This window comes from Terriglobales bacterium (assembly GCA_035624455.1).
GTDB lineage: Bacteria > Acidobacteriota > Terriglobia > Terriglobales > Acidobacteriaceae > DASPRM01.
In genome coordinates this window covers 36,089-60,026 of sequence record DASPRM010000012.1, presented here as the reverse complement: position 1 = coordinate 60,026, position 23,938 = coordinate 36,089, and the positions used below count along the sequence as shown (strand labels likewise).

The window sequence follows — 23,938 nt, the reverse complement described above, 5'->3', positions numbered from 1 at the left end:
TGGCGCGCTTCCTGGTCCCCTTTAGTGCTCCACATGTTGAGTCGGTACATGGGAGCGGCCAGGTGCGCCCATCGCACATCGTCTATCTCACATCTTGGAGTGCTGCTTAGCCTTCTCGATCATGGCTTCCACCTGTTGGCGCTGGGGATAGCTGGGGTTGGTCTTCAACAGCTTTTCCCAAGCCTGGGCTGCGCCTTTGGGATCCATCTTGCCTTGCCAGCGAACGATACCGACGTTGAACAAGGTGCCCGCATGATTGGGTCGAACCTTGAGTGAGCGATCGAACTCCTTCAATGCCTGGTCGGGATTGCCACTATAGAAATAGGCCGTTCCCATATCTGTGATCACGTCGGCATTGTTGGGATTGATCTTCAAAGCCTGCTGGTAATAGGCGATCGCCTTGGAATAAAACTTAGCGTCGTAATATAAATTTGCGACTTTCACGATTGCGCTCGCGTCCTGTGGGTTCTGCTTGGCTTGTGTTAGAAGCGGCTCGGCCGCCTGATCGATCACCTCTTCCGTAGGTTTAACATCCACGCCGGGAACGGGAGGCATCGCCATTCCTGCCGGAACTGCCGATGGAGATTGTGCCGCCTCCTGCACGTTGGCGGACGGCGACTCCGATCCACGAAACAGGTAGCCAATGGCAAGCCCGGCAATGAGGCAGACGATTGCCAGGGTGTAGACCTGCGATGAGGACCAATAGGTGGGCTCGGTGCGGCGTGTCACCGGTATTGCTTCCAACGCTTTAGCCATGATGTGCCTTCCTGCCTTTAATTTGTGGGGCCGGCAGCAGCCACTCCAGGCTGTTCCAGATGGAAAAGACGCTGCACAGCAGCAGCTAACTGTTCCTGTTCCAGCTTCTCTGGATGTTCCTTCAGTTCTCGGGCCAGGAAACCTGCAAGCCGCTGGGTAATGCGGGAGGTCAACGCAGCCAGCGCCTTCTCCTGTTCCTCCGTGAATGGCCCGGTGTCTGTGCGAAAGGCATCCAATTCCTGCCGGCAAATATCGTCGAGGCGGTTGCGCAAGGCGACGATGGTGGGCACCAGCCGTTCTGCCAGCAGCTTGCGGCGAAAAAGATGTGCTTCCTCAGTGAGGATCTCCAGCGCAGCCTCCGCAGCTGCCTCGCGCTGACCCGCATTCCGCTCTACCACCTCCTCCAGATCGTCAATGTCATAGAGGAAAACGCCGTGCACTTTTTTGACCTCGGGATCGATGTCGCGAGGCACGGCAATGTCAATCAGCAGCAGGGGGCGGCCGTCTCGTTCCTGATGGACTACCTCGGCTTCTTCGCGGGTGAAAATCAGGTTAGGGCAGGAGGTGGAGGCGATGATGACATCTGCTTCCACAAAATGTTGCCAGCGCTCCTCAAAGGGGATGGCAACGCCGCCAAGCTTCTCGGCCAGTTGTTGTGCATTTTCCAGGGTGCGGTTGATCACGCGCACGTCTGTGGCTCCGTATTTGACTAGATAACGGGCTGAGGTTTCGCTCATCTTGCCTGCGCCCAGAATGAGGATGCGACGGTCTTTCAGACAACCGAAGATCTGGCGCGCCAGTTCTACTGCTGCGTAGGGAACCGAGACGGCGCAGTTTCCAATCCTGGTTTCATTGCGCACGCGCTTGGAGACGGAGAGCGCTTTCTGGAAAACCGCGTCGAGAAAACGCTGCGAGGTTCCTGTCTTCTGCGACAAGGCCCAGGCGTCCTTGACCTGGGCGACGATTTCAGGCTCGCCGACAATCATCGAGTCCAGGCTGGAGGTGACCTTGAAGATGTGCAGCAGGGCAGGCTCATCCAGCAGGCGGTAGAAATACTTCCATTCGCAGAGGCGGAGGCCGTAGTTCGTGGTCAGGAAGTTAAGGACGGAACTTGCGGCCGCGGAGGCATCGTGCGTCCAGAGAATGAATTCCGTGCGATTGCAGGTGGCCAGGACGACCACCTCGTCGATGGCAGGTGAATGGGAAAGTTCAATCAGGGCTTCATATCGCCGGCTGGGGCCGATCCAGAAGCGCTCGCGCACCTCTACCGGGGCGGTCCGGTAGTTCACGCCAATGACCATCAAACAGGGTTCCACCTAGGTACTCCGTAACCGTCAACTCATTTCTAAGAGGGCATGTGTTGGGCCAAACGAGGCGAGTTCGAAGATAGGTTTGTGAGTAGACAATTCAATAAGTTGGACTGTCAGTATCAAAACGGTTCTGCAACAGATTGCCCGCCGTTGCGGCATATGACGCGGAAAACGCGAATTTTGACCCGCGATCGCATATAAGAACGGCACAAATCATTGACAGCGCGGGATATAGCCACTAGAGTTTTGGTCCCACAGTCAGTACATTGCTTTGCGGATGGGTAATCTTGTCTTCGAAAAGATCAGAGGAGATCACACAGATGAAGAATGCAGCAGTTGTTCTCGTCATAGCCATGGCGCTGGCTGGAACGACGTGTTTAGCGGCGGAAAGCGGGGCTGATGTATTCAAGTCGAAGTGCGCCAGCTGTCACGGTCCAGATGGGTCCGGCAATACGCCAGTCGGAAAATCGCTGAAGCTTCGCGATCTTTCTTCTGCCGAAGTGCAGGCGCAGAGCGAGGCTGATATCAAGACCATCATCGAAAAGGGCAAAGGGAAGATGCCGGGGTACTCCGGCAAGCTGAGTCCAGAGCAAATAGATGCCGTCGCCAAATATGTAAAAAGCTTGAAAAAATAATTTAGAGGCCGGTCGACCGTTTGATCGCAGTTCTTGGTTCGCGGGCACCCTCTTGGGTGCCCTTATTGCTCGCGCGGACAGTAAAACTAGCCTGATTCTCCATCCAAATAGCAAGCCACTCATTATTGGCCAGGCTCGTCGTAGTCACGTGCTTCAAAGTATTTCGGGAATTGGGCCGGATATACTTGATGCGGCGAGCGGCAAAATCCACCGCAACATCCTTTTGATTTTTATATTTGTTGCTTCGATCAGTTACGTTTCTCTGCCTGAACGCACTAATGGAGGATTGAGAATGAAATTGTTGCTCCGGTTCATGCTAGGCTGTGCGATTTTTGCCCTACTGGTAGGGTCTGGATGTGGGGGCGGGAGTAGCAGTTCGACCCGTCTACGCGTCTTGCATGCTTCGCCGAATTCGGTTGCCTTCGACGTTCTGGTGGACAAATCAACGTTCGCCACTGGTCTACCCTACAGCTCGTCGACGGGGTATGAGGGGGTTTCCAGTGGTTCGCGGCAGATCCAGGTGGAGCCCACGGGAACCACCAACTTCATCATCGACACGACCGTAAATCTGTCATCGAGCACGGACTACACCCTGATGATCGCGGGATTGGCCAACGGCCTCTCGACCGTGCTGCTGACCGATAACAACACTGCCCCTTCCTCCGGCGATTTCAGTATTCGTTTCGTACATGGCTCGCCTGCACCCGGCCCGCTGGACATCTACTTGACTGGCCCTAGCGACGACCTCAACACTGCCACACCCGTGCAGAGCAGCCTCAGTTTTAAAAGCGCCTCGAGCTACGTGACCCAGACCGCAGGGACATTCCGCATCCGGATGACCGCCGCCGGGTCCAAGGCGGTGCTGGTAGACTCCGGCGCGGTGACGTTTAGCGCAGGCCAGATACGCACGGTAGTGGCGCTGGATGCGCCGGGAGGAGGCCCTCCTATCAGCGCTGTGATTCTTGCTGACCTCAATTAGCAGGGTTGCGCTTCAGGACTGCCAGCCCATGCGCTCGCGCAGCCCTGTGATGTGGGCGACGTGATGTCGTCCGTGCCAGGCATAGAGAGCGAGCAAGTGATCGAGGTCAATAGCTCCGAGCTGGGGATGGAGAAGCTTCCGTCCCCACTGCGCTGGGGTGATCGACTTTAGGAGCAAAACCCAACGGTAGTGTAGAGCCTCTAGAAGGGCGAGGGAGACCTCCACCGGGGCTGATTTGGCGTCGCTGAGTTCAGCCCATTGTTTTTCATCATAGGTACGAATTGTGGGCTGATCCTCGGTGAGGGCGAGCCGAAAACGGGTGTAGCTGTTAAGGTGGCTGTCAGGGACGTGGTGAACTACCTGTCGCACCGTCCAGCCTCCAGGGCGATAGGGTGTGTCGAGCTGAGAGTCGCTGAGCCCGGCAACCGCAGAACGCAAGCTTGCGGGAGTAGCGTCGATCTGTCGAATGCATTCCTGACGCTGGTGATCTGTAAGTGGTCCTGCGTGGAAAAATTTTCCCACCGGATAATGAAGATCTTCTGACATCGAACCTCCGAGGAATAGTCAGCGGGAATGCAGCTGATGAATTGGCACCATGCGCCCGGAATGTGTTCGCCGGCTGCAAGAAGCCAACAACCGATCGGTAAATTCCCTCCATTGCGCCGGCCTATCGCGCCTTCTAGAATAGCGCAGTCTAATCATTGGCAGCCTTGACGGCTGCCGCGCACAAAACCAGCTCCCAAAACACGGTCGGAGGAAAACATGAAACCGCGAGGCTTGCGCACGCTGTCTCTTCTGGGCCCCTTGCTGATCAGCTCTGATGGCGCAAACAGTGAAAGTGAATTGGCAACAGAACGCGCCGTTCGGAGACTACAAGACCTATCAATGGAAAACGTTAGCCAACGCGCAGAACGATTTCTACACCCAGTGGGTGATGCCAGACGTGGATGCGCAACTTTCCACAAAGGGGCTAACTAAGGTCTCGCCCGGACAGCGAGCGGACCTGATCGTCTCCTATCACCTGGCTACTCTCGAGGTAAAGGACTCGACCACGACAACCGACGGCTTCGGATGGGGACCGGGTCCCTGGGGCTGGTGGGGCGGTTGGGCTGGGGAGCAAGACCTCACCACCTTCTCCAGCACGACTCAGAGGCCGAGGTTCATGGGAATTCTCACAGTAGATTTGGCGGACAGCAGCCGGAAGCAACTGGTGTGGCGTGGGCAGGCGACGGTGGACAGCATCTCCAACTCAGAAAAGGGTGACGAGAAGCAAACCGAGAAGTGCGTAGAAAAGATGTTCAAGAAGTACCCGCCAAAGTGAGACGGCTTATTCGTAGGCGAGTGCTTCGATAGGATCCTTCTGGGCAGCCTTGAAAGCGGGATATAGGGCTCCCAGGATGGCGCCACCGACGGCGATCGCAATGGCATAGCTGATCCAACGGGGATCGATCTGAATGGGCAAAGTCGGAAACCTGGTCGCGATGCCGCGGCGGGCAGCGAAGCTCAGAGCGATGCCAAGAAGAATTCCTGCGATCGAGAGCAACAAGGTTTCCCGCAGGATCACATTCATGATGTAGAGCTTGGATGCCCCCATGGACTTCAGGATGCCGATTTCGCGGGTGCGCTCCATTACTGCCGTGTACATGGCCTGAAAGATCACGATGAAGCCGATGATAACCGCTACCGCAATTACCACGGTGATGAACTGGGAGAGTCCCGGAAGGTTGCCCGGCGTCATCATGCTCAGGTATTCCTGCATGGAGCGCACGACGTAAGACTGCATACCGGGGATCGCGCGCATCTCCTGCGTCACAACTGGCGCGTAGGCCGGATCATCGAGTTTGACGTAGAAGATAGAAGCTTTACCGTGCGCGCCAATCAAGTCCTGCAGCGTTCTGAGGGGAAGAAACTTGCGGGCGCCCTTCCCGTGCTCCACGATGCCGCAAACACGGAAAGGATTGTTCAGAATTTCGATGGTTGAGCCGACCTTGATGTTCCTGCCGCTGGCATAGTAGTCATCCACGATCACGTCGTTGGGAGCTTGAAAGGGTCCGCCGGAAATGAAGTGGAAGGGTCCGCCCAGTTGCTGGAAAGAATCGAGATCGATTCCCATTACTACTTCGACAGCTCCGGCCATCGTGATCTGGGTGATTACCGGTGAGACGACCTTGACGTGCGGAAGCTGACGCAGCTTGTCGGCGATTTTGACTGACGCAGGGGCACCGCTGATCCCGGAGAGGAAGGAGGAACCCGGCGGCTGAACCATAACATCGGCGCCAATGCCCTGCTGCCGAGTCTTGGAGTCATTGAGCATTCCCAGCGAGAGGCCGACGATCAGCAGGATGAGCGTGACCTCGACGGCGATGGCGACAATGCTGATCAGCGACCGCATCGGCCGGTGTACGAGGTTCGCAAGGATCATCCGATTCATGGTTATCGAAGTTTATCAGGCAAAAAAAGGCTAGCGATGCTTCTCAGCATCACCGCCAGGCTGCAGGGAATTGGCGGGCAGAAGCGTAGAAGAGGGTGAAGAGGCGTGTCCCAACTGGACCAACTGGGAACCAGACGGCTGGTTCAGCACGAACTGTTCGTCGCTGAGGGGTTCGTTGAGGGTGAGCTTAACCACCGTAATGTTAATGGAATACTCCTCCTGGGGACGCCAGATGTCGATATCGTAAGGAAACTGCACGCCGTTGACGTCCTTGAATTGGTTATAGCGGACCTCGGTTGCCACCCAGCCGTTCCGGTCATAAATCAACTGGCGGTAAGGAAGCAGGTCGCTGCGGCTGAAGACCACTTTTCGAGAAAGATACCAGCCCTTGTCGCCGCGGGCGATGATGTCAACGAGGTACTCGGCTTGTTGAATCTGCTTTTTGCCGTTGGCCTGTGGCACGAGTTCCGTGGCGTTTTCCAATATGGCGATCTCGTTTTGCGGATTTACCGGACGGAGAAGCAGGGCATCGTGGATGACCTGTGGGCGGAGGTTCTCCAGAGCGTTAGGTGACGGCTGCTCAATTTCATTTGACCCCACCACAAACTTGTTCTTGGCAGGGATGGAAAGCTTGAAGCTTGAACCATCGCTGACCATATCAAAAGCGCGATTGCGGACGATGGGAAACAGTCCGATCATGCGCAGCATTTGCGGCTTGCGGAAAAGGATATAGCCGCGAATCTCCCGATACTCGGTAATCTTGCCCTTGGTAGAGCCGCCAACGGAAGTATCAATATCAATAGTGGCATTAAGGGTATGAATCGCGGCTGCCTCACGATTGATGAAATCGAGGAGTTGATCAAGGTCAGCAGTTTTCGAGGCGGACGTGAGCACCTGCGGAACCCTGCGGGATCGGAACAGGCAGCTAGTGGATGATAGAGATAAGAGGAGTACAGCGACCGTTAGATAGCGGCGTGACATTGTGGCTGACTAGGACCGGAGTTCAGTATACCGCCTGACTTGAGAGCATCCTGTTCCGACCAAATATCGAGATGCGATGGGCGGCTGTGGAGTTTCAATTCGAGGATGTGAATATCAAGACTGATAGGTGCTGAAGTATGAATCCTCAAGTGCGGCAATTAGCGTGCTGCGGTTCGCCGCAAGCGGCCAACGTGCACTCCTGACGAAGGCACTGCTTCCAGTCTGGATCTGCGGTATGCACTGACGTTGCGGGAATGCTCCTCGAGTGTGCGGGCGAAACGATGGTGCCCATTGCCGTCGCTGACAAAGTAAAGATAGTCGGTAGCGGCCGGCTGCAAAGCGGCTTGGAGCGATGCCCGTCCGGGATTTGCAATCGGTCCTGGTGGCAGGCCAGGAAACTTGTAGGTGTTGTAGGGCGAGTCAGACTGCAGATCGGACTGATGAATGGTCCCGGTATAACGGTTTGCGAGCAAGGCGGCATAGATAACGGTAGGATCGGCGTCCAGAGCCATTCCCCGGTTCAGGCGATTCTGGTAGACGCTGGCGACTAACGGTCGTTCCTCTGGGACAGCGGTCTCCTTTTCTACGATGGCAGCGAGGGTGACGACGCGGTGCACGTCATGATTCAAAGACAATCCGTGAGCCTCCTGGCGGAAACGGCGCACCATGGAGGACACGATGTCCGACATTGTCTGGGTGCGGGTGAAGCCGTAGGTGTCAGGAAAAAGATAGCCTTCCAGTGATTGAGCCTGGGGATCAATATCGCTGACCAGAGCAGTCTGCGCCCGTGCTGCATCGAGAAATTCCTGCTTCGAACCCAACCCGGCTCCGTCTATTACGGCTGCGATCTCAAACAGGTTGAAGCCTTCGGGAATGACCACGGTATGGACGAAGATGTCGCCATGAACCAGGCGCTGATGGATCTGCCTGACGCTTGCCGGCGCTTCGAACTTGTATTCGCCTGCTTTCAGCGTGGTGGGGTTGGCGAGATAGTGATAGAGGAGGAAGGCACGTGCGCTGCGGATTACCCCTTGGGCCTGCAGTTCGTTGGCAATGTGCTTGGTGGACCATCCTGGACGTAAGAGCACAAATTTCGGTTGTCCCGGCCGAACGGGCAGCAGCAGGGCCCAAGCCAGCCAGGCGCCGACAACCAGAATTGCCAATACCACAAGTCTCAGCAGGAATCGCAACAAACGTTAGCGCCTCCAATGCGAGCTTACCGCACTTGACCGCCATAAATGAGTGGCGGGAGGACGATGAACGGGTAGCAAAAAGGGGTTCCCGTTCGTTTCAGCTCCAAGTCAAAAGATGCCAGGCGGGGATGTACCGTTGGCAGGAGATTACGATTAGGTGCCGGACGCACTCTCTGAACCAGCAGGATCTTGTGCAGCTCCGGAGGGCTTGGAAGCACGGCGATCGAGGAACAATTGCAGGATCAGGATCGCCGCCAGCCGATCGACTGCTTGTGCGCGCTTTTCAATGCTAAGCTCAGCATCCCGCAGAAGGCGGTTAGCCTGGACAGAGGTCAGACGTTCGTCGACCAGGTGAACTGGTAGCCGGAAACGACCGCGGAGATCCTCCGCAAAGTCGGACATCTTGGCAGATTGAGCGCTTGGCACGCCGCTCAGACGCAAAGGGTAGCCTACTACGATCTCCGCAACCTGATACTCGCGGATGGTGCGGGCAAGTTGATCGAAGTCATAACGTTTGTTGCGCCGCCGGATTGTGCCCAGCCCCTGCGCGGTCAGGCCCAGGGGATCGGAAACCGCCATGCCGATCGTACGTGCGCCGACGTCAAGACCGAGGACGCGGGGGTGTTCTAAGAGAGATTCAGGCACAGACGGCTATTGTAGAGGAACAGGCCGAAACGAGCTTTCAGTGGTGGATTAACGGGTTCCAGGGAGAGGCCTAGGCGTTGCCCGCGGCCTCCGGGAAGCGGAGATTGGACTTCGCCAGAGCCTTCGAGAGGAGTTGCTCAACCTGCAGCTCGTCCCAGTTCTTGGCCATGGCCATTTCGCTGACCAGAAGGTAACGGGCTCGTTCGAGCATCTTCTTTTCGCGGAACGACAGAGGCTTGCTCTGGTTGAGCAGCAGGAGGCCTTTGAGCACCGCGGCCACTTCCATCAGCGAGCCGGTACGCATCTTCTCTGAGTTTTCCTTGTAACGGTATTTCCAGTCGGCGTGGTTGCAGCACTCGCCCTCTGTCAGGAAATCTAAAATCTTCTGGATCTCGCCGTTACGGATCACCCGCCTCAGGCCGACGCTGGCGACATTATTGAAAGGCACCATCACCTTGAGGCTGCTGGCCTTGATCTTAAGCAGATAGAACCGTTCCACGGTGGTGCCCAGGGTCCGGCTGCTGATTTGCTCAATGATGCCTACGCCATGATTGGGATAAACGACTTTGTCACCTACTTGGAATTGATGCGATGCATTCATCATGAAGGGCACCCGCTGCTGCAGGTTCTAAACGAGGTAAGCATAAAAAGATTACAGCAAATTTACTGAAAGGTCAACATGGAGCAAGACTTAGGAGAGTTTTCCACAGTAACGGCTGAACACGTCCCGGAGGCCAGGGAGGGCAAATCCTTGGTTACCGATTGGCCTTGCATAAATGACTAAGATCAGCGACCTGGTTCGAATTGGAGCCGACCGCGTGCTTCTAACAGAAGGAATCTTCGAGACATAGCGGCATCGTCGGCAGCGAACGAGTTATAATCGGCGTGAATCAGGTCGGCCCGCAGTCTCCGCCCGAGAAGGTCGAGGTGAAGGCGGCGGCCGATCAGACCGACAGAATCTGAAGTTGAAACAACCACGAAGGCCAGAATTGCCGATGGCCTAGTCCCAGGCGTCAGAAAAGCGCGCGGCCGATTCCAGCGCAGGCTGGATTACGGAGTGCTTTTGCCTGAAAATTGCGGGAGTTTTGAAGCCGAATGCCAGAGCACATCAGGAAGAAATTGGAAGAGGAAATCCGGTCGCTGGAGTACGAACTAGGAGTGGAACTGCCCAAAGAGCTGAAGAAGGCGGTCGCCATGGGAGATTTAAGCGAGAACGCCGAATACCATATGGCGAAACAGCGGCAGGAATATGTGCGGGCGCGGCTGGGTCAGTTGAAGAAGCGGATGGCCGATCTCTCGCTGGTCAACATGAACAATATTCCCAAAGATAAGGCTGCGCTAGGATCGACCGTCCGGGTGTACGATTCCACCAAGGACGAGCAATTGGAATACAAGCTGGTAACGAGTGAGGAATCGGATGTGACCCAAGGTCTGATTTCTACGACCTCACCGATTGGTCGCGCTCTGATCGGCAAAAAGGTGGGAGACACGGCTGTCGTGGTCACTCCCAATGGAAAACGCGAACTCGAGGTTCTGAAACTGACTACCATCCACGATGATGCCGGCGAAGAGGCGAATGCGTAAGTGACTTGGACCAGCGCTGTCGGACGGGCCTGCCGAGTGCTGCTGCACAAGATTGTGCACGGGCTTGCGCTCACGAAAATATCCCCCAACGCGCTGACGTTTATTGGCCTGCTAATCAATATTATTGCTGCTATCTTCTTTGGGTTCGCCAGCGTAGAGAACCAGAGGCGGATGTTTCTGTACGCCGGGCTGGTGATCATTGGGGCCGGTGTGTTCGACATGGTGGACGGCCGAGTGGCACGAGCAACCGGGCAGGTGACCCAATTCGGCGGCTTCTTCGATTCCGTCATCGATCGCTATAGCGATGTGGCCCTGTACTTCGGTTTGCTGGTGTATTATGCGCGCGCCAGCCGGTTCTTTTATGTGGTGCTGACGGCGCTGGTGATGGTGACATCGTTGATGGTGAGTTACACGCGGGCCCGCGCCGAGAACATGATCCCGCAATGCAAGGTGGGCTTCATGGAGCGCCCGGAGCGAATCGTGCTGGTGATCATCGGGGCGATCTTCAACCGCATGGCGCCGGTGCTTTGGGTGATCGCGGTGCTGGGAAATATCACGGTGATCCACCGCATCCTTTATGCCTACGAGCAGACCAGAGTGAAACCCTCCACCCGCAAGCTCCAGCCTCAGGAACCGATGGCGGTCAACCAGTAGGCGCACCTTCCTTCGAAGCCATAGCATCTCGTATTGAGTCGGAAATGTATGATGTTGGGCTGCCTGCAAGTACACGGCGGAAGCGGTCAGAATTTCATGCGAGAGGACATTCTTGGCCAATAATCCTGTGCTCCTGGTCCATGGTGGCGCCTGGGCCATTCCTGATGAGCTGGTAGATGCCCATCTGAAAGGCGTGCGCAAAGCGATGGCCGAGGGCTGGCACGTGCTTGAAGGAGGCGGAAGTTCCGTGGAAGCTGCAGAAGCGGCCATCATAGTAATGGAGGACGACGATACGTTCGACGCCGGGCGGGGCAGTTTCCTCAACCGGGACGGCCGGGTGCAGTTGGACGCGATGATCATGGATGGCGCGACGCTGCGGGCGGGAGGAGTGGGTTGTGTGGAGCGGATCCGCAATGCCGTTCGCGCAGCACGCAAGGTGCTGGAGGAGAGCCCGCACGTGTACTTAGTTGCGGAGGGGGCAGAGCGTTTCGCTGCGCTGCATGGCATCCCGCTGATTGATAATTCCGAACTGGTGGTGGAGCGCGAAGTACAACACCTGCGCCGGGCGAAGGAGACTATTGCACGCGGGGAAAGCCATGAGATCTTTGCCTCGGAGGAGATTGCAAGCGACACCGTCGGCACGGTGGCACTCGATCAACATGGAAATCTGGCTGCGGCTACCTCGACTGGGGGGACCTTAAACAAGACTCCGGGCCGGGTGGGGGATTCTTCGCTCATCGGATGCGGCTGCTACGCGGATAACGAAAGCGGTGCGGTGTCAACGACGGGATGGGGCGAGCCCATGATGAAGCTAGTGCTGGGAAAATGGGCCACCGACCAGATACGGTGCGGACTCACGCCCCAAGAAGCAGCCAGCGCGGCGATCGAGTATCTGAAGCGGCGCCTCAACGGGCATGGGGGAATGATTCTGCTCGATCGCGAGGGCCGTAATGGGATCGCACATAACACGCCACGGATGGCGTGGGGACTGCGCACCAGCAGCGACGAGGAGTGGGGGATAAAGAAGTGAGAAGGACGAAGTAAGAAGTAGGAAGGAAATCAGAAATCAGAAGTCAGAAGTCAGAAGTCAGAAGTAAGAGGTAAGAGGTAAGAGGTAAGAAGTAAGAAGTAAAGAGTCAGCTCCCAGCCCACATAAAGGTGGGTGAGGATCCTTCATGAGGATTCTGTCCATTACTGCTTCCCGCTCTCGCAGATGAAGAACGCATCGATTCCCGAGTATTGTCATTCTGGGACCAATGACTGATCGTTTCCTTGCTTGTTGAACACCGCTGATGTAAAAATCCCCCACCCTGGGAAACCCGTACAGACAGTGCCAGGAGTTTCCGTCAAAAAGCAGCGCCAGATTGCTAAAGCGCCAGGCTGCTGGAAGCGAATGAAGCGCGGTGTCCGCAGGAGCTGAGTACGTCGGGCACCTGGAAAGGGTGGGACCATGAGTCGTGCCTGGATTTTCTGCTGCACCTGCTGTCTTTTGCTGTTTCTGTCAGTCAGCGCCGTCGCCCAATCCTCAGCTACCGCCGAATTACACGTAACCGTCCGAGATTCGAAAGGAGCAGTGGTGAGAAACGCCACGGTGGCGGTGCGAAATGAAGCCCGCAACATCGAGCGCAGCACCAGCCAGAACGTGGACGGCGAGTACTCACTGCTGTTGCTGCCTCCAGGGCAATACACGGTGCAGATCGAGGCGCCGGGTTTTGCCAAGACAATTCTGACCAACGTCGTGATCACAGTCGGACAAAAAGCCGAGCTCCCGGTGACGCTACAGGTTGCGGTAGCCAGTGAAGTTGTAAACGTCAGCGGAGAGCCGGAGCTGATTGAACCGCAGGTTACTTCATCGAACACAACGGTGGATCAGGTGAGGATCGACAACCTGCCGATCAATGGGCGGAATTACATCAATTTTGCGCTTACGGACTCCAAGCTGACGCGCGATGCGGCTCCCAGCATCGGAGCAGCGCCGACTTCCGGGTTGAACTTCAGCGGCCAGCGGGCGCGCTCGAACCTAGTCAATGTGGATGGGGCAAATGCGGTGGATGCCGGTGTGAACGGAATCCGCTCTACGGTATCGCAGGACGCAGTGCAGGAATTCCAGATCATCACTAATAACTACAACGCGGAATACGGCCAGGCCTCCGGGGGTGTGGTGAACATCATTACGCGCTCTGGAACTAATGCTACGCACGGCAGCGTCTATGGATATCTACGGAACCGGCACATCCAGGGGGTGAACCACTTCAGCACAACGCCGGATCCGGCGTACACACGAGTGCAGGCAGGAGCAACATTCAGCGGCCCCATTAAGAAAGATCGCACTTTTTACTTTCTGTCATACGAAACCACGCAGCGGCATGAGACAGGCTTCTCCACCATTGGTGCGGATGGGTTTGGGCTGGTTCCTTTTGACACATCAGTGCTGGGACCACAATTTCCGTTCGGCATCGTGCAGCTGACGCCCGATCAGGAAAGTTTCGTCGGACAGTTGGGCGCGGTGTTAGGGAATCCGGCGATTCCGCCGGCGACCAAGCAGCAACTGGGGCAGTTCCTGGGCAAGTATCTGGTGCTGGCCGGCGGCAGTTCAGGGATTGCGCTGAACAGCAGCGTGGGATCGCCGGCCATTGCAGCCGCGATCGCCAGCAGCTTCGGCACTCCCTTTAACCTGAGCGTGTTTCCGACAAGCGGAGCGCCGTTGCCAGCTTCGATGGTGGCGCTGAATTCAATTGTCGGAAACTTTCCTGTCAGCGAAGACACCCACATTGCATCGCTGAGGTTGGATCACAGGCTCACCGACAATCAGCAATTGAACTTTCGCTTGGGTTACAGTCCGAGCCATGTCAGCGGCATAGAGGTCAACGCCCAGGGGCCGCAGAATTTTGGGCAAAACGCTTTTTCCCGAACCTCCATACAGGACTTCCACGACTGGTCGGTTGTAGCTCAGCACACCTGGACCATTGGTAGCAATAAAGTCAATGAGTTCCGCTTCCAGTGGGCGCGGCGAGCATTGACTTACAACTTCTCCAGTTCGCCCGGCGGAAGCAGTGTGGCGGTGAACATTCCAGGGTTCGCCTTCTTCGGGCGTGAGCCCTTTTCGTTTGTCCGTCGTACGGAGCCTCGATACCAATTTACGGACAATTTTTCTCTGACTAGAGGCAATCACAACTTCAAATGGGGAGCCGATGTAAACTCACTGTTGCCGCTGGAGGCTGACTTCACCGTCAACTTCGGCGGTGTCTACAACATTGGAGCGCTCAGTCCGGGGCAGGTTCTAATCGATCCCACCACAGGTGCACCCATCACATCTCTTCCGGTGCCCGGCGGAGGATCGATTCCCGTGCCGGGGTTCTCGCCAGTGCAGGCATACGGTTTGGGAATTCCGCAGGCCTTCATTCAGGGGGTGGGGAATCCGCACGACTCTTTCAATGACACGAATTTGGGGGTGTTTTTTCAGGATTCCTGGCGTATCCGCCCGAACCTGACAATCAACTATGGGGTCCGGTACGACGTAGAGTTCACGCCGACTTTCAAAGCCATAAACCAGCTCTCGCAGGCGGCGGAAAATGCTCTCGGCATCACAGAGGGAATTCCGCGTGACTACAATAACGTAGTGCCACGCGTGGGAGTTGCCTGGGACCCATGGAAGGAGGGCAAGACTCTGCTGCGTGCTTCCTACGGATTGTTCTACGATCATCCATTGCTGGCGCTGGCGTTCGATTCCGACGTGGCAGATGGAGCACAGGCGCCGCAGGTACTGCTGTTTGGCGGGTCGCCAGGCGGATGCACGCCCAATCTATCGAATCTGAACGCAACCAATGCCTTCCAAGGTTTGCTCGCTTGTCTGCCCGGGAGCTTTAATTATCTGGCCTCGCAGCAACGCTTCAATGCCGCGCCCAATGCGCCCTCGATTTTTGTGGGACAACAATACCTGGCGACGGGGGTGCCGCTGACTGTCCAGCCGTTCGGATTTCCCACGGGCAAGAATTTCGTGTTTGGCTACTCCAACCAGGCAAGCTTCGGTCTCCAACAAGACCTTGGACACGACATGGTGGTTGATATTTCCTACACGTTCAATGGCGGCAGGCACCTCAATCGGCCTATCAATTTCAACGCCACTCAAACTCAACCCCTGGTGACCAACTACAACCGCGCCGTCGCGGCCGTGAATGCGTTGAAAGCGGGGGGAGTGCCGGCGAACGTGATCAACCAGCTGACGCCAAGCAGCCCGCTTTCGGTGGGCATCTGCCCGACGCTGTTGCAGGCGCTAGGTCTGCCTCCGGTGGCTCCTGCGGGAAACTACGTCCCTGCGCCGCTGGTGAGCTTCTTCCGTCAGTCTGGGTTTAATCCCTCTCTACAGACGGTGCCTCCGTATGCAGCGTGTAACGGCGACGCCCAGAAGGCGCTCACAGAATTCGGACTCGGTGTAGGCGTGCCAGTGCCGTTCAGCGATGAGCCCGCCAACTATTCCAATGGCACCTCGGACTACCACGGTCTGACGGTGAATCTGAGAAAGCGGTTCAGCGCGAAATACGAATTCCTGGCGTCGTACACCTGGTCGCACGCGATTGATGATGGCACCGACCTGCAGTCTCCACTGGAACCGCAAGACAACTTCAATGCCAACGCGGACCGGTCGACTTCGACGTTTGACCAGCGCCATCGGCTGGTGTTCAGCGGGGTGTATCAATCAGGAAGAGTTTCCAGCAGCGGCTTCTTGAAAGTCTTCAATGACATTACGGTGGCGCCTATCATTGAGGTCGGATCGGGACGGCCATTCAACATTATCACCTCGGTGGATGCGAACTTCGACCTTAGCGTTAACACTGACCGGCCCAATGTGGTCCCTGCCGGAACGACGGTGGATTCCTGCGGCGACCCGGTTGTGGCCTCGAAATTTTCTCCCACCGGTTTCTTCCAGATTCCCTGTTATCTGGATGGGAAATTCACGGGGAATCTGGGACGGAATACAGGTGTGAAGCCATGGACGGTGTTCAACGATCTTCGTCTCGCCAAGCGCATGAGAATTACCGAGCGGCTAAGTCTGGATGGGATCATGGATATTTTTAATCTGATCAACCGCTACAACATCGCGGATGTGAATCCGCTGTACACGAATGCTGGCGAACCGACAGCCGCTTACGATCCGCGGCAGTTCCAGTTCGCGCTGAAGCTGAGTTGGTAGGGAGCAGCATCTGCTATAGCCGCCGCAGGTGGCTGTGTATTCCCGCCCTTCGCCAAAAGCTGGCGAAAGGGTGGGTTACCCACGACTCGATCCAACCTAAGCGCGCGGACAAGAGTGTCGGCGCCACACAGCTCATGTCCTCCGTAATGCGATAATTGGTTAGCTTTCCAATCCATCAGCTCCCGAACGTCTTATGACCGAAAAAGCAAAGCAGTGTCAGCGAGCCGATGCCACCCTGTGCGTGCATGCCGGGGAAGAACGTCATGGGAAGAAGACCGGGCTTACTACCGCAATCACTCAGGCTTCTGTATTTGTGCTGCCGGATGTGGAGGAGATGCGGAAGTATGCCGAGGGGACCTCGGATGCCTATCTTTACTCGCGGTACGGCAACCCCACCGTAAACGTCGCGGAAAAGAAAATTGCCGCGCTCGAAGGGGGCGAGGCGTGCTTGGTGACCTCAAGCGGTATGGCCGCCATCCACTCTTTCTTTCTTTCCGCCTGCCGCACCGGAGATGAGATCGTGTCGATGCAGGATCTGTATGGCGGCACGACCCATCTCTTCCAGGAGACCCTCGCGCGATTTGGAGTCAGCACCCATTTCGTGCCATTTCACGAACTGGACAGCATCGAAAAGTACTTCACGAAGAGGACCAGAGTCCTGTTCCTGGAGACACCGACGAACCCGACGCTACGCTGTGCGGACATAGCGGCCCTGGCGAAAATCGGGCACAAGCACCGCTGCTGCGTAATGGTAGACAACACGTTCGCTACGCCTTTGCTGCAAAAACCGCTACGACTGGGTGCCGATGTGGTGGTGCACTCGGCCACCAAGTACCTGGGCGGGCATAACGATGTGGTAGCCGGTGCACTGGTGGGGGGTACGGAGTGGGTTGAGCCAGCGCGCCAAGCGACGAAGCAGTCAGGAGGCTGCCTTGATCCGCTGGCGGCTTTTCTACTGATTCGCGGTTTGAAGACTCTGGATATCCGGGTGCAGCGCGGCTGCGCCAGCGCGAGAGCGATCGCGGAATTCCTGGGCGGACATGCGCGAGTGTCGCGCGTGTTTTATCCCGGCCTTGCGACCAATGACGGGCATCAGGCGGCAAAACGCCAGATGTCGGATTTCGGGATGATGGTGGCGTTCGAACACAGGGATGGCGGGTGCGGTGCAGAAGAGTTTATTAACCGCCTGCGGCTGTGGTACCTGGCGACCAGCCTCGGAGGCGTCGAGTCGACGGTGTCCTATCCCCTGCTCTCCTCGCATCTTGGTTTGAGTGATGAGCAGTTGAAATTGGCGGACGTTTCAGCAGCAACAGTTCGGCTGTCGGTGGGCATCGAAAGTGTGACCGATCTGTTGGCTGACTTGCAACAGGCGCTTGGCTAGGGATTATCGAACTGGTAATTTCTAGTAGGGAAGGAACGCGGGGACTAGTCTGGACAGGCGAGGGGGCTAAGTCGTCGGTTCAATTGACCCTGTGGGAAATAGGGTAGTACGATGCGGGCGTTTCGCCGTCCAAGTAACATGTCCGGATGGCCAGAGGCCGGGCAACTGAATGGTCGTTCGCTTTTCCACCATCCTACTGACTAGCGCGTTGCTTCTGGCAGCCATCTCCTGCGAGGAGAGCGGCAAAGCCAAGAAAGCGATGGTCAATCCGGCGCCGAGAGCCGTCGCGCCCAGCCTGAGCGCCAAGTCTGATCCTCCGCCTCCGCCCCAAGTTCCGGAAAAACGCGCACCACAAGTCGATCCGGTAGAGGATCTGATAGCCCGCGTTGAAAAGGAGTTTCGCGCAGGCCAGGCGAATTATTCGGCTGGCCACCCCGATGCTGCAAAGGACAATTTTGATCGCGCTTTCAACCTGCTGCTGCAATCCCCGCTGAGCGTGCGCAATGACGATCGCCTGCAAGGGGAGTTCGACAAACTGGTCGAGAGCGTGCACGACCTCGAGGTTGCGGCTCTAAAGCAGGGCGACGGTTTTACGGCGCAGGCGTCGGAACCGGCTCCCATCGACGAAGCGAACGCAGTCACATTTCCAGTCGACCCGAATGTCAAGGCCAAAGCCGAAGCCGAATTGAGCCAGACCAAGTCCGACTTGCCCTTGATGCTCAACGATCAGGTGGCGATGTATATCAATTACTTCTCCAGCCGGGGCCGAGGGTATCTGGAGCGCGGACTCGTCCGCTCCGGACGCTACGAGGGCATGATTCGCTCGATCCTGCAGCAGGAAGGAGTACCGCAGGATTTGATTTATCTGGCGGAAGCAGAGTCTGGGTTTCATCCTCTGGCGCTGTCTCGCGCCGGAGCACGCGGGATGTGGCAGTTCATGTCAAGCCGTGGCGTGGGTTATGGATTGGAGCGGAACTGGTGGGTCGACGACAGACAGGATCCAGAGAAATCGACTCGGGCCGCTGCGCGGCACCTGAAGGATTTGTACAACGAGTTCGGCGATTGGTATCTCGCGATGGCAGCCTACAATTCGGGACCAGGAAACGTGCAGCAGGCGGTGCAGCGAACCGGATATGCTGATTTCTGGGAGCTATACCGGCGAAACGTGCTACCGGCTGAGACCAAGAACTATGTCCCGATCATCCTGGCCGTGACCATTATGGCCAAGAATCCTAGCCAGTACAGCCTGGATCATCTGGTGAAGGATCCACCCGACAATGTGGATAGGGTTGTGGTGGATTATCCGGTCGATCTCCGTCTGGTGGCGGAATGCGTAGATAGTGACGCGGTCACGATTCAGGACTTGAACCCCAGCCTTCTGCGCATGACCACGCCCAAAGATAGCCGCTACGAATTGAGGCTTCCCCAGGGAACGGCTGAGCAGTTTCAGAAGCAGATTGCTGCCATACCGAGGGACATGCGTGTCTGGTGGCGATATCACCGCGTAAAGAGTGGTGAAAGCCTAAGCGAGATCGCCCGCCAATACAAAACCACGCCGGCAGCGATTGAACAAGTCAACAATTTGAAAAATGAAGAGCTACGGACGGATGCCAAGATCATCATTCCGGTCGCGCCCCGCCGCGGATCGGAGTCGGCTAACCTGATCTATTCCAAGCATCCGACCATTTACCGCGTGCGTAAAGGCGACACTGCGGCGTCTGTAGCAGACGATTTCGGCGTAGCGGTTGAACGGCTGCGGCGCTGGAATCATTTGAAGAGCAATCATCTGCAGGCGGGTAAGACGCTGAGGATTTATCGTCCGGTAGGAACGCGAGAAGTCGCCGAAGCACGGCCCAAACCCAACACTAACTCCAAATCTTCCAGCAAGTTACAGTCAGCCAGTGAGCATGATGCAGTGGTCGTGAGGCACCGTGTGAAAGCTGGTGAAACCTTGGCCAGCATCGCCAGCAAATATGAGGTTACGGTAAGCGATCTGCGGCGCAGCAACGCGCATTTGAGCAACAATATCCATCCCGGCGACGTGCTCGTGGTCAAAATAGAACGCTGAAATTTCCTGTTTGACTCTGCTTGCCTGACGCAAAAAACGCTGTGCTATAATCCGCGCCGGTTTTCTATCTTCGTGTGCTATGCAGTCGTGATAAGCGCGTGTGAGCTCAAGAGTGTAAGCGAGCTCAGATCCGAAATCAGGAGGAACGATGGTCTTCGACGACAAGACACTCTACGGACGCGACGATGAAATGGACGAATACGGTGAGGCGGAAATCTATGACGAGAATCTAGAAGAGGATCTCGAGGAAGAAGAGGAAGAGGAAGAGGAACCAATCGGCACGGCGGAAGGCGAAGTCGGAGGGCCACCGGCTCCGGCGTTCGGAGAAGGGGGAGGGGCGCCGCCAGCCCCCCCAAAGAAGGCCGCGAAGAAGGCGGCAAAGAAAGCTCCGAAGAAAGCGGCAAAGAAAGCTCCGAAGAAAGCAGCAAAGAAGGCTGCTAAGAAACCTGCTCGCAAGAAAGCGGCCAAGCGCGGAGGGAGCCGGGCTGCTGCCAAGCGAGGTGGAAGGAAGAAAGCAGCAAAGAAAGCCGGCCGGAAGAAGGCGGGCCGCCGTCGTCGCTAAGATTGGCTGGTCACATCTGCTGATTTAGCTGGAACCATAAATTCGAAGTCAACGAAGCCGCGGTGCAAGAGCCGCGGCTTTTTCATCGTGTTTTACAGGCTGAAGCGGCTATTTTTTCCCGCGAATTGTCTCCAAGCAACGGGTATAGAGCTGAAGCAGGTGCTCGGCATAGTCCTCGGCTCGCGACACGGTTCCCCCCTGAAAACCCGCCCCCGGCGTACCCGTCTTGCCGTATGCGGTGGTGATTGCAATGAATCTCATCATATCGAGTGCAATGTCTTCATCACGGCGTGGGCCGAGAGGGATGCCGGCGACCTCGGTCATCGAAGCTCCTCCAACTCAAAAGTGTTGCTATGGGCTGGTATCCCCGTGCGAATCGGGGAGGAAAACTACCGAGAAAATCATAACAGAGAGAGCGCCGAGAGAAGATAAGGCGAGACCGGGCCTGCGACACATTTGATTTCTGCCAACACGCGGGCGAGGGAGCCCGCGCCGCCCTGCCAGCTGAGCTTCACGCCTCCATCGTCACATGGCAGATTCGTCCCACGATCTTCTCGGCGTAGGTTCGTCCTTGCTCCAAGGGCAGCACAATCACCGGATAGTCGCGGTTATGGGGCCGCAGCAGCAGATTCGATCCAGAAAGCTCTACATAGCTGATCGTGCATGAGCCATCGGCACCGGAGCGCACAGCGTACATGTTGCGGTCGTGTTTGCGATAGGGCTGAAGTGAGTTGTACTGGCGATCAATGAGAAGCAAAGCCCCTGGCAAGAATCGCGGGAACATGCTGATGCCTTCATGCGCGCTGGCACGGACAAGCACGAAGCGCTCCCATTCTTGACGCGGACTCTGCATATCGCGGCGAAGTCGGCGAAGGAAGGTAGTGGGATATTGATGCAGTCCGAGGACGTTTTGCTGACGAATGAACGGCTCCTGCGCGGCAATCGCCGGCTCGACGAGGGCGAGGTTGACAAACCCAGTGGCGGCTGGGGGCCGTACAGTGGCGCGGCGATTGATTTCCGCGCCGGACAAGAGATCAAGCGGTGAAAGCCGACAAACGGCCAGCACAGCATCCATGGCTTCCAGGCTGAGGCGGCGACGGCGATTCAGGAAATTGGAGATGTGCGCCTGCCGCAGTCCACTGAGTTCGGCTAACCGCAGACCGGTGATTTCGCCACTGGCAATGCGGGCAAGGAGCAAGTCGCGCAGGCGATCCTGCAAACTGCGGAAGGTGAGAGACGTTTGGATGGCTCTTCCCATTTGGGGAGACGTGCCTCATCAGTCCGGAAGCATTTCGTATGCTTTCCAGTTGACCACGAGATTTTCAAAAAGCTATAGACGATAACAGAACGTATTTCTAAAAGATATTACCCGGGAGCGTGATAGTTGCCCTGCCTCTCCTCCTCCAAAATGGCCCGTACTGAAAATGGATTACCAGAAATATGCCCACAGGAATTTTCCCCTGTGTGCTGGCAAGTACACGAACACACTCAACCGGCGGTACAGCATAGGAGCCCGGAAGCCAAGACAGGTATCAGCTCTTCGGAATCTGAGACGAAATGGGCGCACATAGTCTGGCCCGCCGAGCGAGCAGACGCAAGGGAAGATTCAGGCTTGCGAAAAATCTGCTTCCCAAAGAGGTCTTTGAGGTCTTTCATCCTGCGAATCCTGCTTCGGTCGATCCTCCCCAAAACGAACTGGCCGGCGCCGGGATCGCTTTCCATTACCTTTCTCCCTTATTGCTCACTTCACCCTTTTCCATTAGGAGACTGAAACATGTTGGAATGCGCGCCACACCAAGAACAAAAGCTTGAGCTGAAATATTGCGAGCGCTGTGGCGGACTGTGGTTGCGTCCGCAAGGCAGCATGCATGCTTATTGTGGAAGTTGCACGCTGCAACTCCAGGAATTACTGCCATCTGACCAGATCTCGCCGGCGAGACGCTATCGGCGAAGGACGAGGGCATCGGGTCGCATCAATCATGCAACCCATGGTTGGAACACTCCTGAGATCCAGCATCCTGAAGTGCTGGAAATCGCGCAGGCCGAGTGCGCTGGGGGTGTAAATTGCGTTTAGAGCCTGCGCTTGAACTGACAGAATCCATTTATGCCTCACCGAATGTGGGGCTGACCCTGGAAGGGAATGCCGCCGATCTCTGCTTGTACCGCGTTCGCACAGAGGCCTGTCTGCGTAAGTACTTTCGCATGTCTGTGGAACTGGGGAGGCTTCCTTCCCTGCTGGGGCGCGAGTTCTTCCGTACGCGCGTCACCTCCTACCGCATGAACAGTTTCGAAGATGCAGTTATCTTCGTGCATGACGTTGAACGTTGTCTCGAGGAACTGGATTTGGAGACACAGCGACTGATTGCGCGGCGTGTTTTCCAGGACTACACGCAGGAGGAGACGGCGCTGATGATGGGCTGTTCCCGGAAGACGGTGCTTCGGAAATATCCCGAGGCCCTGGATGCCGTCACGGCCCTTTTTCTGGAACGGGGATTGCTCGAGCCGCTGAGCAACGTCAATCCCAGGCAAAACGCGGCACGACCGCAATCCCGGCCGGACGTAGTGCTTAAGGCGGCCACGCTTAACATGAGCGAGAACGTTCAGCCTCCCGATCCGGAGCCCGACTGTGGCGAGGATCTAAGCGATGCTACGCTGTTGCGGGAAGCAAAATGGTTCTTGCTCGCCGAGGCCGTATCCGCGGACTCGGTCCGGAGGATGTAATGTCAAGAGGGGTATTTTGGGGTTTTCTGTGTAACTTGCTGGAAAGAGGATTAATAAAGTACCGGGCAGAATGTCCCAAATACCCTGTCAAACTTGGTATTCTGAAAATGTAAGGGAAAATTGAAGGTTTCCTCCTGAAGTTGCGGCGCAGCAGCCGGCCGAAGTCGGCGCTGCGCCGTTCTTTTTGACCGTCAGAGACCTCGGTGAGGATGTTACCTCCGAAGGTGGACACTGGTTACGCCGGAACAGCGGAGATTTCGCGAACGACAGTTGCAGTGCTTTAAAATGGCAGCAAGTCGGTTCACGGCAAGCGCGCATCCAAGTTGCAGGGCGCGAGGAGAAGAAGGTTCCACCATGGATATGACGTGGATCACCGACCGGATCGCAGTCGGTGGCGGCATCTGGACGAAAGACAAGATGATCGAAGTGGCGCGCGCCGGTGTCACCCACATCATCGATATGCAGATTGAGTTTGATGATACGGAACTGGCGGAACCTTACAGCATTGAAGTGTTGTGGAATCCGGTGGATGATGATTTTCAGCCCAAGCCGCCACACGTATTTCAGCGGGGAGTGGATTTCGCTCTGCGAGTCCTGGATCGCCCGGAAGGCAAGCTTTTGATTCACTGTGCCGCGGGAGTTCACCGCGCGCCCATGATGGCGCTGGCCATTCTGCGCGTTCTGGGTTATTCGTCTCGGGATGCGGCGGAGATGCTGGAGTCGCGCCGGCATGTAGTGGATCTGGCGGATGTTTACGTGCGCAGTGTCGAGGACTACATGAGAACGTTTGTGACCGCGGAAAACGCGGCGAAGCAGTAATACCAAGTAAGGGCTTTTTGTCTGGAAA

Annotated in this window: 22 protein-coding genes; 12 read left to right on the top strand and 10 right to left on the bottom strand. The window is 56.5% G+C overall.

Annotated elements, in window-relative coordinates:
- Positions 1 to 87 precede the first annotated feature (87 nt).
- Both VEG30_01275 and hemA read right to left on the bottom strand, forming a co-directional pair.
- Positions 88 to 756: a tetratricopeptide repeat protein gene (locus VEG30_01275; GenBank protein ID HXZ78530.1), complete on the bottom strand. Its 669-nt coding sequence runs from the start codon at positions 754 to 756 to the stop codon at positions 88 to 90.
- A 17-nt stretch (positions 757 to 773) separates the two neighbouring features.
- Positions 774 to 2,072 (bottom strand): glutamyl-tRNA reductase, encoded by a 1,299-nt coding sequence (gene hemA / locus VEG30_01270; GenBank protein HXZ78529.1) that lies wholly within the window; start codon positions 2,070 to 2,072, stop codon positions 774 to 776.
- A gap of 314 nt (positions 2,073 to 2,386) precedes the next feature.
- On the opposite strand from hemA, the gene VEG30_01265 reads away from it, so the two are divergent.
- Both VEG30_01265 and VEG30_01260 read left to right on the top strand, forming a co-directional pair.
- On the top strand, positions 2,387 to 2,701 hold the full coding sequence (locus VEG30_01265; protein HXZ78528.1) for a cytochrome c: 315 nt from the start codon (positions 2,387 to 2,389) through the stop codon (positions 2,699 to 2,701).
- Positions 2,702 to 2,993: 292 nt separating this feature from the next.
- Positions 2,994 to 3,680, top strand: a complete 687-nt coding sequence (locus VEG30_01260; protein ID HXZ78527.1) for a DUF4397 domain-containing protein — start codon at positions 2,994 to 2,996, stop codon at positions 3,678 to 3,680.
- A 12-nt stretch (positions 3,681 to 3,692) separates the two neighbouring features.
- On the opposite strand, the gene bstA is transcribed toward VEG30_01260, so the two are convergent.
- Positions 3,693 to 4,226, bottom strand: a complete 534-nt coding sequence (bstA, locus tag VEG30_01255) for a bacillithiol transferase BstA (protein HXZ78526.1) — start codon at positions 4,224 to 4,226, stop codon at positions 3,693 to 3,695.
- Between the two features lie 274 nt (positions 4,227 to 4,500).
- Here bstA and VEG30_01250 point away from each other — a divergent pair, with 274 nt between their 5' ends.
- Complete coding sequence (locus VEG30_01250) at positions 4,501 to 5,001, top strand: DUF4136 domain-containing protein (protein HXZ78525.1); 501 nt, start codon at positions 4,501 to 4,503, stop codon at positions 4,999 to 5,001.
- 6 nt (positions 5,002 to 5,007) lie between these two features.
- Here VEG30_01250 and VEG30_01245 read toward each other — a convergent pair whose 3' ends face one another.
- From VEG30_01245 to VEG30_01225, 5 genes are all read right to left on the bottom strand, one after another.
- Positions 5,008 to 6,111 carry an FtsX-like permease family protein gene (locus tag VEG30_01245; GenBank protein ID HXZ78524.1) on the bottom strand — a complete coding sequence of 368 codons (1,104 nt, stop codon included), beginning with the start codon at positions 6,109 to 6,111 and terminating at the stop codon, positions 5,008 to 5,010.
- Positions 6,112 to 6,141: 30 nt separating this feature from the next.
- Positions 6,142 to 7,005, bottom strand: a complete 864-nt coding sequence (locus VEG30_01240) for a DUF4292 domain-containing protein (protein HXZ78523.1) — start codon at positions 7,003 to 7,005, stop codon at positions 6,142 to 6,144.
- A 245-nt stretch (positions 7,006 to 7,250) separates the two neighbouring features.
- Positions 7,251 to 8,285, bottom strand: coding sequence for an endolytic transglycosylase MltG (gene mltG / locus VEG30_01235; protein HXZ78522.1), 1,035 nt, complete (start codon positions 8,283 to 8,285; stop codon positions 7,251 to 7,253).
- A gap of 153 nt (positions 8,286 to 8,438) precedes the next feature.
- Positions 8,439 to 8,930: a Holliday junction resolvase RuvX gene (ruvX, locus tag VEG30_01230; GenBank protein HXZ78521.1), complete on the bottom strand. Its 492-nt coding sequence runs from the start codon at positions 8,928 to 8,930 to the stop codon at positions 8,439 to 8,441.
- Positions 8,931 to 9,000: 70 nt separating this feature from the next.
- Positions 9,001 to 9,534 (bottom strand): CarD family transcriptional regulator, encoded by a 534-nt coding sequence (locus VEG30_01225; protein HXZ78520.1) that lies wholly within the window; start codon positions 9,532 to 9,534, stop codon positions 9,001 to 9,003.
- A 491-nt stretch (positions 9,535 to 10,025) separates the two neighbouring features.
- Between VEG30_01225 and greA the strand changes: the two genes are divergently transcribed.
- The 7 genes from greA (at position 10,026) to VEG30_01190 (ending at position 20,370) form a co-directional block, all read left to right on the top strand.
- On the top strand, positions 10,026 to 10,514 hold the full coding sequence (gene greA / locus VEG30_01220; protein ID HXZ78519.1) for a transcription elongation factor GreA: 489 nt from the start codon (positions 10,026 to 10,028) through the stop codon (positions 10,512 to 10,514).
- Positions 10,515 to 11,168: a CDP-alcohol phosphatidyltransferase family protein gene (locus VEG30_01215; protein HXZ78518.1), complete on the top strand. Its 654-nt coding sequence runs from the start codon at positions 10,515 to 10,517 to the stop codon at positions 11,166 to 11,168.
- Positions 11,169 to 11,280: 112 nt separating this feature from the next.
- Positions 11,281 to 12,198 carry an isoaspartyl peptidase/L-asparaginase gene (locus VEG30_01210; GenBank protein HXZ78517.1) on the top strand — a complete coding sequence of 306 codons (918 nt, stop codon included), beginning with the start codon at positions 11,281 to 11,283 and terminating at the stop codon, positions 12,196 to 12,198.
- A 420-nt stretch (positions 12,199 to 12,618) separates the two neighbouring features.
- Positions 12,619 to 16,359: a TonB-dependent receptor gene (locus tag VEG30_01205; protein HXZ78516.1), complete on the top strand. Its 3,741-nt coding sequence runs from the start codon at positions 12,619 to 12,621 to the stop codon at positions 16,357 to 16,359.
- A gap of 193 nt (positions 16,360 to 16,552) precedes the next feature.
- Positions 16,553 to 17,740 (top strand): aminotransferase class I/II-fold pyridoxal phosphate-dependent enzyme, encoded by a 1,188-nt coding sequence (locus tag VEG30_01200; protein ID HXZ78515.1) that lies wholly within the window; start codon positions 16,553 to 16,555, stop codon positions 17,738 to 17,740.
- Positions 17,741 to 17,909: 169 nt separating this feature from the next.
- Positions 17,910 to 19,808, top strand: a complete 1,899-nt coding sequence (locus VEG30_01195) for a LysM peptidoglycan-binding domain-containing protein (GenBank protein ID HXZ78514.1) — start codon at positions 17,910 to 17,912, stop codon at positions 19,806 to 19,808.
- 148 nt (positions 19,809 to 19,956) lie between these two features.
- Positions 19,957 to 20,370: a hypothetical protein gene (locus VEG30_01190; protein ID HXZ78513.1), complete on the top strand. Its 414-nt coding sequence runs from the start codon at positions 19,957 to 19,959 to the stop codon at positions 20,368 to 20,370.
- 108 nt (positions 20,371 to 20,478) lie between these two features.
- Here VEG30_01190 and VEG30_01185 read toward each other — a convergent pair whose 3' ends face one another.
- Together VEG30_01185 and VEG30_01180 are read right to left on the bottom strand one after the other, a co-directional pair.
- Complete coding sequence (locus tag VEG30_01185) at positions 20,479 to 20,694, bottom strand: hypothetical protein (protein HXZ78512.1); 216 nt, start codon at positions 20,692 to 20,694, stop codon at positions 20,479 to 20,481.
- Positions 20,695 to 20,881: 187 nt separating this feature from the next.
- On the bottom strand, positions 20,882 to 21,628 hold the full coding sequence (locus VEG30_01180) for a LexA family transcriptional regulator (GenBank protein ID HXZ78511.1): 747 nt from the start codon (positions 21,626 to 21,628) through the stop codon (positions 20,882 to 20,884).
- A gap of 806 nt (positions 21,629 to 22,434) precedes the next feature.
- On the opposite strand from VEG30_01180, the gene VEG30_01175 reads away from it, so the two are divergent.
- Positions 22,435 to 23,091: a sigma factor-like helix-turn-helix DNA-binding protein gene (locus VEG30_01175; GenBank protein HXZ78510.1), complete on the top strand. Its 657-nt coding sequence runs from the start codon at positions 22,435 to 22,437 to the stop codon at positions 23,089 to 23,091.
- Between the two features lie 354 nt (positions 23,092 to 23,445).
- A complete protein-coding gene (locus VEG30_01170) occupies positions 23,446 to 23,910 on the top strand; it encodes a dual specificity protein phosphatase (protein HXZ78509.1) in 465 nt (154 codons plus the stop codon).
- The last annotated feature ends 28 nt before the right edge of the window (positions 23,911 to 23,938 follow it).

Excerpts from the sequence above, each read along its gene's own strand:
- greA (HXZ78519.1), top strand. The coding sequence starts at position 10,026 with ATGCCAGAGCACATCAGGAAGAAATTGGAAGAGGAAATCCGGTCGCTG.
- VEG30_01190 (HXZ78513.1), top strand. The coding sequence starts at position 19,957 with ATGGTCTTCGACGACAAGACACTCTACGGACGCGACGATGAAATGGAC.
- VEG30_01185 (HXZ78512.1), bottom strand. The coding sequence starts at position 20,694 with ATGACCGAGGTCGCCGGCATCCCTCTCGGCCCACGCCGTGATGAAGAC.
- VEG30_01200 (HXZ78515.1), top strand. The coding sequence starts at position 16,553 with ATGACCGAAAAAGCAAAGCAGTGTCAGCGAGCCGATGCCACCCTGTGC.
- VEG30_01225 (HXZ78520.1), bottom strand. The coding sequence starts at position 9,534 with ATGATGAATGCATCGCATCAATTCCAAGTAGGTGACAAAGTCGTTTAT.
- VEG30_01205 (HXZ78516.1), top strand. The coding sequence starts at position 12,619 with ATGAGTCGTGCCTGGATTTTCTGCTGCACCTGCTGTCTTTTGCTGTTT.
- VEG30_01250 (HXZ78525.1), top strand. The coding sequence starts at position 4,501 with ATGGCGCAAACAGTGAAAGTGAATTGGCAACAGAACGCGCCGTTCGGA.
- bstA (HXZ78526.1), bottom strand. The coding sequence starts at position 4,226 with ATGTCAGAAGATCTTCATTATCCGGTGGGAAAATTTTTCCACGCAGGA.
- VEG30_01260 (HXZ78527.1), top strand. The coding sequence starts at position 2,994 with ATGAAATTGTTGCTCCGGTTCATGCTAGGCTGTGCGATTTTTGCCCTA.
- VEG30_01180 (HXZ78511.1), bottom strand. The coding sequence starts at position 21,628 with ATGGGAAGAGCCATCCAAACGTCTCTCACCTTCCGCAGTTTGCAGGAT.
- VEG30_01170 (HXZ78509.1), top strand. The coding sequence starts at position 23,446 with ATGGATATGACGTGGATCACCGACCGGATCGCAGTCGGTGGCGGCATC.
- VEG30_01265 (HXZ78528.1), top strand. The coding sequence starts at position 2,387 with ATGAAGAATGCAGCAGTTGTTCTCGTCATAGCCATGGCGCTGGCTGGA.
- VEG30_01245 (HXZ78524.1), bottom strand. The coding sequence starts at position 6,111 with ATGAATCGGATGATCCTTGCGAACCTCGTACACCGGCCGATGCGGTCG.
- VEG30_01195 (HXZ78514.1), top strand. The coding sequence starts at position 17,910 with ATGGTCGTTCGCTTTTCCACCATCCTACTGACTAGCGCGTTGCTTCTG.
- VEG30_01275 (HXZ78530.1), bottom strand. The coding sequence starts at position 756 with ATGGCTAAAGCGTTGGAAGCAATACCGGTGACACGCCGCACCGAGCCC.